14 protein-coding genes are annotated in these 12,496 nt (G+C 40.3%); 7 read left to right on the forward strand and 7 right to left on the reverse strand.

Going from position 1 to position 12,496, the window contains the following annotated elements; all coding sequences use genetic code 11:
• The first annotated feature begins 118 nt into the window (after positions 1–118).
• The 4 genes from bioW to A8F95_RS04070 all read left to right on the forward strand — a co-directional run bounded on the left by bioW (position 119) and on the right by A8F95_RS04070 (position 3,621).
• Positions 119–910: a 6-carboxyhexanoate--CoA ligase gene (bioW, locus tag A8F95_RS04055; protein WP_065409323.1), complete on the forward strand. Its 792-nt coding sequence runs from the start codon at positions 119–121 to the stop codon at positions 908–910.
• Positions 897–2,084 carry an 8-amino-7-oxononanoate synthase gene (gene bioF / locus A8F95_RS04060; RefSeq protein ID WP_065409451.1) on the forward strand — a complete coding sequence of 396 codons (1,188 nt, stop codon included), beginning with the start codon at positions 897–899 and terminating at the stop codon, positions 2,082–2,084. Before bioW ends, bioF begins: the two co-directional genes overlap by 14 nt.
• Positions 2,085–2,117: 33 nt before the next feature.
• Positions 2,118–3,341, forward strand: coding sequence for a cytochrome P450 (locus tag A8F95_RS04065; protein ID WP_065409324.1), 1,224 nt, complete (start codon positions 2,118–2,120; stop codon positions 3,339–3,341).
• Between the two features lie 73 nt (positions 3,342–3,414).
• Entirely contained in the window at positions 3,415–3,621 is a 207-nt protein-coding gene (locus A8F95_RS04070) for a cysteine-rich CWC family protein (protein WP_065409325.1), read from the forward strand.
• 19 nt (positions 3,622–3,640) lie between these two features.
• Here the strand turns inward: A8F95_RS04070 and A8F95_RS04075 are convergent, their stop codons facing one another.
• The 7 genes from A8F95_RS04075 to A8F95_RS04105 all read right to left on the reverse strand — a co-directional run bounded on the left by A8F95_RS04075 (position 3,641) and on the right by A8F95_RS04105 (position 9,567).
• The gene (locus A8F95_RS04075; RefSeq protein ID WP_065409326.1) at positions 3,641–4,429 is read right to left on the reverse strand and encodes an STAS domain-containing protein; all 789 of its coding nucleotides are present in this window, start codon (positions 4,427–4,429) and stop codon (positions 3,641–3,643) included.
• A 315-nt stretch (positions 4,430–4,744) separates the two neighbouring features.
• Complete coding sequence (locus A8F95_RS04080; RefSeq protein WP_065409327.1) at positions 4,745–4,963, reverse strand: hypothetical protein; 219 nt, start codon at positions 4,961–4,963, stop codon at positions 4,745–4,747.
• 165 nt (positions 4,964–5,128) lie between these two features.
• Entirely contained in the window at positions 5,129–5,680 is a 552-nt protein-coding gene (locus A8F95_RS04085) for a PepSY domain-containing protein (RefSeq protein ID WP_065409328.1), read from the reverse strand.
• A gap of 190 nt (positions 5,681–5,870) precedes the next feature.
• On the reverse strand, positions 5,871–6,422 hold the full coding sequence (locus A8F95_RS04090) for a PepSY domain-containing protein (RefSeq protein WP_065409329.1): 552 nt from the start codon (positions 6,420–6,422) through the stop codon (positions 5,871–5,873).
• 69 nt (positions 6,423–6,491) lie between these two features.
• On the reverse strand, positions 6,492–7,841 hold the full coding sequence (locus A8F95_RS04095) for a HAMP domain-containing sensor histidine kinase (protein ID WP_065409330.1): 1,350 nt from the start codon (positions 7,839–7,841) through the stop codon (positions 6,492–6,494).
• Between the two features lie 3 nt (positions 7,842–7,844).
• Complete coding sequence (locus tag A8F95_RS04100; protein ID WP_065409331.1) at positions 7,845–8,528, reverse strand: response regulator transcription factor; 684 nt, start codon at positions 8,526–8,528, stop codon at positions 7,845–7,847.
• 94 nt (positions 8,529–8,622) lie between these two features.
• Positions 8,623–9,567: an urea transporter gene (locus A8F95_RS04105; RefSeq protein ID WP_245671075.1), complete on the reverse strand. Its 945-nt coding sequence runs from the start codon at positions 9,565–9,567 to the stop codon at positions 8,623–8,625.
• A 559-nt stretch (positions 9,568–10,126) separates the two neighbouring features.
• Between A8F95_RS04105 and A8F95_RS04110 the strand changes: the two genes are divergently transcribed.
• The 3 genes from A8F95_RS04110 to ureC are packed head-to-tail and all read left to right on the forward strand — an operon-like array spanning position 10,127 to position 12,486.
• Positions 10,127–10,429: an urease subunit gamma gene (locus tag A8F95_RS04110; protein WP_065409333.1), complete on the forward strand. Its 303-nt coding sequence runs from the start codon at positions 10,127–10,129 to the stop codon at positions 10,427–10,429.
• A 24-nt stretch (positions 10,430–10,453) separates the two neighbouring features.
• On the forward strand, positions 10,454–10,777 hold the full coding sequence (ureB, locus tag A8F95_RS04115) for an urease subunit beta (RefSeq protein WP_065409334.1): 324 nt from the start codon (positions 10,454–10,456) through the stop codon (positions 10,775–10,777).
• Complete coding sequence (gene ureC / locus A8F95_RS04120; protein WP_065409335.1) at positions 10,774–12,486, forward strand: urease subunit alpha; 1,713 nt, start codon at positions 10,774–10,776, stop codon at positions 12,484–12,486. Before ureB ends, ureC begins: the two co-directional genes overlap by 4 nt.
• Positions 12,487–12,496 lie beyond the last annotated feature (10 nt).

The following is a 12,496-nucleotide window of genomic DNA, read 5'->3' on the forward strand; positions in this document are numbered from 1 at the left end:
TACATTGACATTTTTAACGGTTAATTGTTAACCTTTTATAAAATAATGTTTACAAAAATGTGATTTTTAGAAGCAGTGGGGATTACATGAACAAACGACAAGGATAGGGGATAGACGTATGCAGCAGGAAAGATATTATAGCGTGAGAATGAGAGCGGCTAGGAATGGAACCTATGAAGGCGACGGAAAGCACATCTCTGGAGGAGAGCTGCTTTCCACCTACAATAATATAAAACAAGCTGTAAACGCTTTATTGGACAAGGCTTTAACTCATTCACGAGGGAATCCCGATTTTATGCAGATTCAGTTTGAGGCGATTACTGAACCTATTGAGTGTATTCCTCCACTTACAATTAAAACGCATGAAGTAGAGTCGGCAGACAGAGGAAAGGAATTGTCTCAGGAGCTGTTAGCAAAGGCGGGTATTCAGAGGAAAGTGATTGAAAAGGCCTATCGTTACTTGGAAAAATATTCAAATATGAGAGGGGCTATGTTAGTAGATATCCATTCAGGTGAACGGGTGGATGATAGAGGAAGCAAGGGTGTACGGGTTTCTCGGATGGATTGGTTAAATGATAATTTTGAAAAATGGGCCGCTCATTATGGGCTTCCTAATCATTCTCGAATGAAAGAGGCTCTTATCCTGGCTTCAAAGGTGAGTGCCTATCCAGCTACCGTGGCCGAATTATGTTGGTCGGATGATCCAGAGTACATCACTGGTTATGTAGCCAGTAAAGAGATGGGCTACCAGCGCATTAACAAATTAAAAGAATATGGGGATGAACAAGGCTGCCGTATCTTTTTTGTAGATGCTTCAAGAGAATGGGATCGCTATCTTTACTATTTAGAGAAGCAGCCAGTATTTATCCATTGGGAGGGCAAAAGAGATGGCGAATGTGAAGATGGATGAATGGTTAAACGGTCGATTAGATAAAACAAAAGAATCGGGTTTGCATCGGCAATTAAAAACGATGCATTCAGCTCCTTGCTCTAAAGTAGTAATCAACGGCAGAAATCAGCTTGTTTTTTCATCGAATAATTATTTAGGGCTGGCAAACGATGAACGCTTAGTATATGCAGCGGAAACCATTTTGCATGAGTTTGGTGTAGGAAGCAGCGGTTCAAGACTTACGACGGGCCATACGGAGTGGCATCAAAAACTTGAAAACAAAATAGCAGCCTTTAAGCAGACAGAAGCCGCCCTTTTATTCTCAAGCGGCTATTTAGCAAATGTCGGTGTACTGTCTTCCTTGCCGGAAAAGGGGGATGTTGTTTTTAGCGATCAATTAAATCATGCCAGTATCATCGATGGGTGCCGGCTATCGAGAGCGGATACAATCATTTATAACCATGTTGATATGAAGGATCTTGAAGAAAAATTAAAAGACTCAGACTCCTACCGCCGGCGTTTTATTGTAACAGATGGAGTGTTCAGTATGGATGGGACGATTGCCCCGCTTGATCAGATCATGACACTTGCTAGAAGCTACGGTGCATTTGTCATCGTAGATGATGCTCACGCTACAGGTGTTTTAGGGGAAAACGGCAGAGGGACGAGCGAATATTTTGGTGTTTCGCCGGATATAGTGATTGGTACTTTGAGCAAAGCGGTTGGGGCAGAAGGCGGATTCGTTGCTGGTTCAAGGGTGCTCATTGATTTTTTATTGAATCACGCGAGAACATTTATTTTTCAAACAGCCATTCCCCCTTCGATTTGTGCTGCCGCTTATGCCGCCTTCGAAATTATCGAGCATAGTAAGGAAAAGCGCCGGCTATTGCTGTCAAGGATAAAACAAATAAAAAACAGTTTAGAAAAGATGGGATATACCGTAAAAGGAGATGACACACCAATCATTCCCGTAATCATTGGAGACACCTACAAGGCAGTAGCCTTTGCAAGTAGGCTTCAAGAAGAAGGAATATACGCACCAGCGATTCGTCCGCCAACAGTCGCGATCGGGGAAAGCCGTATTCGATTAACCGTTACGGCTGATCACAGCTTGAAAGAAATCGATCATTTGTTATCATCATTTCATTTAATTGGAAAAGAGTTGAATGTCATTTCAGAAGCGGCTCTTCTATAGGGAGAGCAAATTTTACAAAGATGGGGGCATAGCATGGCGAACGATGTAAAAGAAAAACAGGAATTCCGAGAGGCGGCATTTTCACTGTCTTCTCCTGAGTGTTTGAACAACCCTTATCCAACTTATGAGCAGCTGCGTTCCGTGCATCCTATTTATAGGGGGATGGCATTTAAGAATCCAGGATGGTATGTCACTGGATACGACGAGGCGCTAATGATTCTAAAAGATGCTAGATTTAAGAATCGTATGTCACTGCCACAGACGACCCGGAAATATGAAGCGCTTAAACGAGTTCAGAGCGATATGATGCTTTTCAAAAATGGGCAAGATCATAAACGTTTACGTCTGCTCGTTAGTCGAGTGTTTACTCCGGATGTTGTGGAAAGTTACCGGTCGTATATAGAAGAAACGGTTCATGAGTTACTGAATAAGGTACAGTACAATTATAAATTGGATGTTATTGCAGACTTGGCGTTTCCTTTGGCTAGTCTTGTTATTGCCAAGATAATAGGAATCCCGGCAGAGGATCGCCATCAATTCAGAGAGTGGGCTGTCAGCTTAATTCAAACGATTGACTTTACTCGTTCAAGGAAGGCATTAATAGATGGGAACGATACGACAAAAAGGCTGCTCGTTTACTTTAAGGAACTAATCCAGAAGCGAAGACAAAACAGGAAACAAGACCTTATCAGCAGGCTGATAGAGGAGAAGCAGCAAGGAGATAAGTTAACAGACGAAGAGATTTTGGCAACTTGTATTTTACTCGTCATTGCCGGTCATGAAACAACGGTAAATCTTATTAGCAATTCAATTCTATGTTTATTGAACCATTCTACACAGCTAGCTAGATTAAAGGAAAATCCATCGTTAATTGACGCTGCTGTGGAAGAATGTTTACGTTATGAAAGCCCGACTCAGATGACGGCTCGTACAGCATCGGAAGACATAGAGGTTAACGGCGTTGAGATAAAACAAGGTGATCAAGTTTACATCTTGCTTGGAGCGGCTAACCGTGATTCGAAGAAATTTAGCCGTCCCAACACGCTAGATATTACCCGAAATCCGAATCCTCATCTAGCATTTGGATATGGAACCCACTTTTGTCTCGGTTCTTCGTTAGCACGCCTAGAGGCACAAGTTGCTGTTCAAACATTGCTTCAACGAATGGACCATCTTCAAATTGCTTCACCAGACTTACAATGGAGAAAATTACTTGGTTTTAGAGCGCTGAAAGAATTGCCCGTTACTTTTGGCTAAACAAGTCACAGGTGTTTTCATAGTTTGTTATACTATAAAGAAAAAGAGTGATAAACCTCAGGAGGTACAAACTATGGATAAAGGAACTAGTACAATTGAAAATTGCCCTATTTGCAATAGGGCTAATCATTGCTGCAATTCTATGGATAAAAACTTAGGGATTTGCTGGTGCAGTCAGGAATTCTTTCCAAAAGAGATTTTTGATCTTGTACCTCCTGAGCAATTAAGAAAAACATGCATTTGTAAAAACTGCTTAGATCAGTTTAAAAGTCAACTTTGACCGGAGACTGGCTGGAATGTTACTTGCTTTTTTGTAAAACATACTGGACCCCTTTGTGTAAGTCAGAAAATGTCATGATGTTAAATGTTATACCCAGACTGGTAAGAGTTTGAGCTATTTCAGGCCGGATCCCGACGATGATACATTCAGTCCCAAGCAGGCTGGCTGCTTCTGTTGCTTGCATAAAGTGATTGGCTACATAGGTATCCACAACAGGAACACCTGTAACATCAATTAGCACATATTCACTGTTAAATTGCGCAATCCCTTTCAATAAATTCTCTTTAATGATGCCAGCACGGTCATCGCTAATGTTGCCAATAAGAGGTAGAATACAGGCTTTTCGAAATACGGGTATCATAGGAGCTGTTAGTTTGTCCAGCTCTTCCTGTTGCCTCCTATAAGTACTTTGCCATCTTTCTGAGCAATCGTTTACTAAATGAGTGACAACAGGGTCGAACCATCCATCTACCTCCTCATAAAGAGAGAGGATTTGCTCTCTTGATGGTTCTACTTGTAATAGGATTTTTAATATATTCCGTCGAAATATTTGGAAAGCAGCGGTAAGGTAGTTGAGTGACCAATCTTTTTCCATAAGGTCTATGTAAAATTTCCTTAATTCGGAAAACCTCTCTGTATCGTACTTCTGTATACTGTTGTTGACTAACTCAAATATCTTTTCATTTAAAGCGTCGTCTTTTTTAAAAGGTTCCATATTCGGATCTTCGATAGAGTGGATATCCTTTTTCCATTCTCTCAACAGTTCTTGTTGATGAACTTGTAATAGCTTCAATATATAAGAATTCACTGGTTTACCTCCCAAATCGGAAAGAGTTTCTCGTCTATAAAAGTTAGGGATACTCATTTTAACTAGAAATTTCCCGACTGAAGGACGAATGAAACATGTCACCCAGGGAAAGAGTCTTATGTACTGCCTTAGGAAGAAAAACTCTAACCACTCGTACGATGTTCTCTACGCCTGCAGGTGAAAGAAAAATCTTTATTTGAGAGCAGGCTTCGTTTTTAAAGAAATGGGGATGACAAAAAAATGGACCTAAACAGAAAAGTTTCTTGTTTAGGTCCATTTTTTGGCTTTGCCTTATGAAATGAAGCCTTCTTACTATTATTGTTCTAAATGATCTGTTATCAAGTCATAAACTTGAGATTCAATAGCTTCGACATGGCTGTCCCCAAGGTTTTGCTTAGGGTGAGGGTTAAACCAGTGAATCTCCCCCTCGTGGAAAAGACCTCGATAGTCCATTCCTTCAACATTTAGCTTGAACTGATGACGTTCATGAACTTGATCTTCAAACATTGGTTCTACTTCGAAATCTTGAAACATAATAAATTCCTCCTAGATAATGATATTCTTTATTAAAGTCTCTCCGCAAATGAATAGAAGTATGCTTTTTCTCGTGCCTAATCAAACTGAGGAAATCGTTAGACTAACGTAATGATTAGCGAATGAACCGCTCTTTTTCGTTATGATGGCACTTTTTTAAGTCCTTTAATCATCTAATTCAACATTTAACACTTTTCCATTTTCGGCATTAACTTTTACTTCTATTTCATGATCATTCGCTGTACTAATTTCAAACTCATACACTAAGCGGTTATGATCATCTTCCAACTCTGCCTCCGTAACAGTGCCTTTTACTCGGTCTAAGGCAATTTTTTTCGCCTCTTCTAATGACACGTTAGGAGAGAGATTTTGCTGCTTGAAGTCTTTCTCTTCAGAGTCATTTTTAGATTGAATCTCCTCATTGTATTTCATTACTTTTCCTGTTGCTGCATCAATTTCTATGTCAAATTCTCGGTTTTGTTTAAGGATTTCAATATCGTATTTTTTACTTCCTTCATCACTTTCTAATTCAATGTCTGTGACAGTACCGCCTTTTGATGTATATAGAGCAATATCTTTTGCTTTCGCTTCACTAATGGTATGCGTAGATGTAGTGGTTTGGGCAACTGCTGCTTGATGTTCCGTTACGGTATAAGCACCGGCACCTAAACCTCCTATAACCAAAACACTTGTTAATAACTTCGTGATGGATGTCATGTTCAGTACCTCCTTGTTTTGTTTGTATAGTTATCATAACCATTCATTTTTAAAGAAAAAGAAGAAGAAGTTTAAAATTGTCTTAGAAATTCCAAAGAATATTCATTAATTGGTTTTAGCATCAGCATCTTTATTTAAGTAGGTCTAGAAGAAAAAGAACAAAAAAACCGTACAGCGCTAGGCTGCACGGTTAGTCGTTTTCATCTGTTTCAAATGTGATCGCTTCGATTTCGCCAGTGTAAGCATTAATGACAACGGTCGCTTCTTTTGTTTTAGTCTGATCAATGTCAATTTCATAAACAAGCTGACCGTCTTCATGGTCTAGATCTACTCCGGTAATAGTCCCGCTTACTTTGCTTAAGGCAATCTTTTTCGCTTGCTCTTTTGTAATAGGAGTATTAGGGGAGGAAGTGTCCGAATCGGTTGGCTCCTCGTGAGTTGATGGTGGTTCTTCGGTTTCTTCATTTTCTTTTTTAAAAGAAAGTACTTCTCCTGTTTGGCCATTTACTGTGACATCATAGTAAATTTGTTCTTTTAAGATGGTCAGTTTATAGTTTTCTTGGTCATCTTCTTCAATAATATTAATTTCTTTAACTGTACCACCATATTTTTGTTCAATCATCTGACTGACTGTGTCTTCCGAAAGGAGAGGCTCAGAGTGATGGATTACTTTTTTCGCCACGTACCAACTACCTGCACCAACGAGGAGGGCTATCAACACAACAGCAACTATTTTTTTCATTTACTGTTCACCTCCCAAGGTGTTAAGAAATTCTCTGAAAAGCCGCAAGATCTTAAGGGTCTCTGGCATTTAAACTGGAAATATAACAGTAACAGTTGTGCCTGTTCCTTCTTCACTCTTAATATGAATGTCACCCTGATGGGCAGCAACAATTCTTCTGGCGATAGGCAGTCCTAGACCTGAACCGCCAGTCGCTCTTGTTCTTGCCTTATCTACTCGGAAGAACCGTTCATACACGTGAGCTAAATCTTCTTTTGGAATTCCTATTCCATAATCAGTAACAGCAATTGACAAAGAAGAGGGGCTGCGGTTAATGGTAATATCAACGGGTGTCTCACTATATTTAACGGCATTATCCACTAAAATGTAAAGAAGTTGTTTGATCTTTTTTTCATCTGCTCTGATGAATGCATTTTCTGTGTGTACATGGATCAGAATATTCCGTTGAAAGGCTTGTTGAAGATATTTCGCTGTCTCCCGGCAGAGAGCCGCTATATCTACTTGTTCGATCTTCAGTTCCCATTGAACATCGCCTTTCGCTAATAAAAGCATTTGCTCCGTAAGCTGTTTCATTCGGATGGACTCTGAGTGAATCGCTTCAATGGCTTCTTCCAAAATGTCGGGACGCTTCATTCCCCAGCGCTTTAACATGTTTGCGTAACTTTCAATGACGGTAAGCGGCGTCTTTAATTCGTGGGATGCATCCGACACAAATTGTTCTTGCTTTTTATAATTTTCTTCTAATAAGTCCATCATGCTGTTAAATGTATTAGCCATTTGATCCAGCTCGTCTTTTGAAGAGGCAGGTCGGATGATTTTTTTAAATGTTCGGGATTCCTCAATATCTTCCATTGTCTGAATAAGGGACTGGATCGGAAGTAAAATAATCCGGCTTAGTATCCGGCCGCCGACCATTGTTGGAATTAAAATGGCAAGAGACGCGATAATTAAGATTAATTTTAAAATTTGTAAAGAACGCTCCACATCCGTTAATTGTTCTGTTACTTCCAGTGAAACAACGTCTCCGTTTGACCAAATAACAGGTGTATGCACAATAGCATATAAGTGATTATTAACGTTTTTCACGGTTGCTTTTTCGCCATCTTCATAAGAGTAGGGGAGATCTTGTAAATCCACTTGTTCTTTGATGGCGACAAACAATGGAATGCCTTTTGAAGGAAGAATCCTAATCATTCCGCTTGGCGGCAAATAGGCACGCAACAAGTTTTTCTTATTGATTGAATTGTTTGATACTTGTTTTAGCCCTTCGGTAATATTTTTGCTTTCGATCTGAAGGCGGGCAACAGCATTATCGGTCATCGTCTTTTTGAAAATAAAGTAAATCGAACTATTAGCCACGACTAAAAGTACAAAAAGTAAAAGAGTTGATGTTAGGATAATTTTCGTTTGCAGCTTCATGTGCTATTCCTTTAGCATATATCCGACACCGCGAACAGTGTGAATATAAGGGGTTGGAAAAGGGTCATCAATCTTTTTTCGCAAATAACGGATATAGACATAGACTACATTTGTATCTCCGTAGTAATCAAATCCCCATACATTTGTCAGTAATTGATCAAATGTTAACACTTGGTTTGGGTTTTGCAGTAAATACACGAGTAGATCATATTCTTTTGGTGTTAATTCAATCGATTGGCCGGCTCGATAAACTTCACGTGTTTTCTCTTCTACGACTAAATCCCCGATTCCTAGTGAACGAGGCGTATTGTCATCAGAGGCTGGATGGCGCAGCCATACACGGATACGCGCAAGCAGCTCCTCAATTTCAAACGGCTTTGTAATATAATCATTTGCACCTAAATCTAAGCCGCTCACTTTATCAGGCAAGGCATCGCGTGCCGTTAACAAAATAACGGGTGTGTGATCATCGGCCGACCGAATGCGCCGCAACACTTCGAGACCGCTCAATTTAGGGAGCATCACATCTAGTAAAAGAAGATCCCAATCTTCTTGCTGAAATAGTGAAAGGCCTTCTGTGCCCGTATAGGCAGCTTTCGTTTCGTATCCTTCATGCTCTAGCTCCAATTGAATAAGTCTTGCGATTTTAGTTTCATCTTCTACAATTAAAATCCTTCCTTTATTCATAGGTGGTCTCCTTATCTATTAGTAGTAAGAGCTCCCTCTTAGAAAAGATTTAGTGAACACAAATCCTAGAGGACTCAGGTTCACTAAAAGAATTTTATAGGTTAGGCAGAACTTTTCTGGCTCCTAAGAAAATCCAAGTGCATAGAATGAATGGCATCGTCAAAGCTGGAAGTCCGTATGGCAAAAGCCAAGTAGCTATACTTGCTGTGAATGTTACGGTCAAAGCAACGGCAACAATGCCTGAGAGTAATCCAAATCGGTGACGCTCTGTATTAAATACGACAGATACGGCCAGAATCGTCAAAATCGCATTATATCCGTACAGCCCCATATAAATCAATGTGTGCTCTCCACCTAGCATATACGACACTAATAAAGCAACCGCATTTCCTAATACCGCGTAGAGACCGAGTTTCCAGCCAGCGAAGAATACCGCAATAAAAAGCAAAACGCCCGATAAAGTACTGTGGACAAAGAAAATTTGCCCGATTCCGTTAAAAGCTCCCTCTGTCCAATCGATTTTTCCGGTTATATCTAATTCCCAATTAGATAAGTCCTGGGGGACAAGACCAGAAGTTAATCGGAAAACTTTTAACCTGTAGGAAGCCAGTATCATAAACCATGTCATGATGATAAACGGGATAGTAAGTACGGGAATTCCTGTATTTTTCATTACATGCATCATAGCGGCTGTTAAGATAGCTGCGAGTCCGGCGCCGGCAAGAGCAATAATAAACTGATAAGGCCCGATTAAAAATAAAGTTAGAGAAATTCCTGTTAAGACAGAGTTGTAACCGAAAAGCCCTTGGTTAACGCTTTGCTTATCCGCTCCTCCTATCATTCCAATAAATGTTCCTATAAAAGCTGATAATAGAGCAATGATTCCTAATGTATAAGAAAATGTAGTGATAGCTAAAAGTATAATAAGTCCAGTTATAGCATTTTCAATCAGCATTACTTGAGAAATTCCCTTTAAGGATGCTGACAGAAAGGAAAAAAGTGTTCCCTCCGTCCATGGCTTGCGAGTAGTGTTTTGCACGATGATCTTCCCTTCTGGTGATTTTTATCTTAAACAAGCATTCCCCCATAAAGGGAGTGGTACTATTATTTCCTAATCCGCAGCTTGTTAACATGCGAAAATAAATAAATGGATCAAATAAGAAAAAAGATAGTTTCTTTATTTAAGCCTCCGCGACTCACTATCTCACCTTGCTTTATATCTCTTTTACAAAAATCAAATGTATATAACTTGATACATATATAAATTATGATATATGATGACTTGGAAGGAATCAATCTTTGAATGTTTGTGATTGAATGTGTCTTTCTCCTTTGAATGACAAAATGCGACAATAGAATTGTTTTCTATCCGTATTTTGGTTCTTTATTACTATTAAAATGTTCGGTTTCAAGAATTTTGATACAAAAGTCTCTTAGTAAGAAAATCCTAATAATTGCTTGATTCATAGTCGATTCTAGGAATATTTAGAAAGTATTATTTGTTTAAATAGGGGAAAGATAGGCAAGCATGATAAGGAATTTTGATTTCTTTGCCAAAAAAATTAAGTTGATGATGTTACGAAGGAGGAGGTTTTACGATGCAATTATCACCGCGCGAGATAGACAAGCTCTTGATTGTGGTAGCCGCTGATTTAGCGAAGCGACGAAAAGAAAGAGGGTTGAAATTAAATTACCCCGAAGCAGTGGCACTCATCACTTATGAAGTATTAGAAGGAGCGCGAGACGGCAAAACCGTTGCTGAATTGATGGAATACGGAGCGACCATATTGACGAGTGACGATGTTATGGATGGTATTCCAGAAATGCTTGATGATATTCAAGTAGAAGCGACCTTCCCTGATGGAACGAAGCTTGTGACTGTACATAGTCCAATTAAATAAAAAGTGATAGGAGGCATATTAGCAATGGAACCAGGACAATTATTTTTAAAAGAAGAAGACATCATTTGTAATGCCGGAAGAACTATAACGAAAGTGACTGCAACCAATACAGGGGATCGCCCGGTTCAAGTAGGTTCACATTTTCATTTTTATGAAGTGAATGAAGCTCTCAAATTTAATCGGGAAGAAGCTTTCGGAAAAAGATTAAATATTCCTGCAGGAGCCGCTGTTCGTTTTGAGCCTGGTGACGAAAAAGAAGTTGAACTTGTCTGCTTCGCTGGAGAACGCCGTATATACGGATTTAATAATAAAGTAGATGGCTCAGTAGAAAAGGGGTGTAAAGAATGAGTTTTAAAATGCCAAGAAAGCAATACGCTCAAATGTATGGACCAACTACTGGGGATTCTATTCGTTTAGCGGATACAGACATCATCATTCAGGTGGAGAAAGATTATACAACCTATGGGGATGAAGTCGTATTTGGTGGCGGGAAAGTAATCCGTGACGGAATGGGACAGAACCCTCTTGTCACACGGGGAGATGGAATCGCAGATGTCGTGATTACGAATGCAGTTATCCTAGATTACACTGGTATCTACAAAGCAGATATCGGTATTCGTGATGGGAAAATTACCGGCATTGGAAAAGCTGGTAACCCATTGATTATGGATAATGTAGATATCGTAATTGGCGCAAGTACAGAAATCATTGCTGGTGAAGGAATGATTGTGACAGCTGGCGGAATCGATACCCATGTTCATTTTATTAATCCGACACAGATTAGAACAGCATTAGCTGCAGGTCTTACAACATTAATTGGAGGCGGAACAGGTCCTGCTGCAGGTTCTAAAGCCACAACAGTTACACCAGGCGAATGGCATATGCACCGCATGCTTGAAGCAGCAGAAGGACTGCCGATTAACGTTGGATTCACAGGAAAAGGCCAAGCTGCTACGGAAGAACCGCTGGCAGAGCAAGTTCGTGCAGGAGCTATCGGGTTGAAAGTTCATGAAGACTGGGGAGCCACTCCTTCCGCCCTTGACCATGCATTAAGTGTAGCTGACAAGTACGACGTACAAGTAGCTCTTCATGCAGATACGTTGAATGAAAGCGGATTTATGGAAAATACGATGGCAGCGATTAAAGACCGGGTCCTTCATATGTACCATACAGAAGGGGCCGGCGGTGGACATGCACCGGATTTAATCAAATCAGCCAGCTACATGAATATTCTTCCATCATCAACAAACCCAACCCTGCCTTATACAGTGAACACAGTGGATGAGCATTTGGACATGTTGATGGTATGTCACCACTTGAATCCATCTATTCCAGAAGACCTTGCGTTTGCCGATTCACGTATTAGACGCGAAACCATCGCGGCTGAGGATATTCTCCAGGACATGGGCGTATTCAGCATGACGAGCTCCGATGCTCAAGCAATGGGACGGATCGGTGAGGTCATTTTACGTACATGGCAAGTAGCCGACAAAATGAAAAAACAAAGAGGAACACTGGAAGGGGATCGTGATTTAGCTGACAATAATCGCGCGAAGCGTTATGTGGCGAAATATACGATTAACCCGGCTATTACTCATGGTATTTCTGAATATGTAGGTTCCGTTGAAGTCGGAAAAATCGCCGACCTTGTGGTTTGGAATCCAGCCTTTTTCGGCGTGAAACCTGAAATGGTGCTAAAAAATGGATTTGTTGTAGAAGCATTAATGGGCGATGCGAATGCGTCTATCCCAACCCCGCAGCCGGTTATTTATCGCCCGATGTATGGACAATATGGCAAAGCACTGTCTAGTACTTCCATTACTTTTATTTCTCAAGCCGCTTTCGATGATAAAGTCCATGAGAAGCTCGGCTTACAGAAAATCATTCTTCCAGTTCGCGGTATCCGAAAACTAACGAAGAAGGATATGAAGCTGAATTCTGAAACTCCTGAAATCACCGTTGATCCACAAACGTATGAGGTAAGAGTAAACGGAGAGCTCATTACGTGCGACCCAGTTGACAAGGTACCGATGGGACAACGATATTTCTTATTCTGAGGTGAAAGTA

It is taken from the genome of Pseudobacillus wudalianchiensis, assembly GCF_001685015.1.
Lineage (GTDB): Bacteria > Bacillota > Bacilli > Bacillales > Domibacillaceae > Pseudobacillus > Pseudobacillus wudalianchiensis.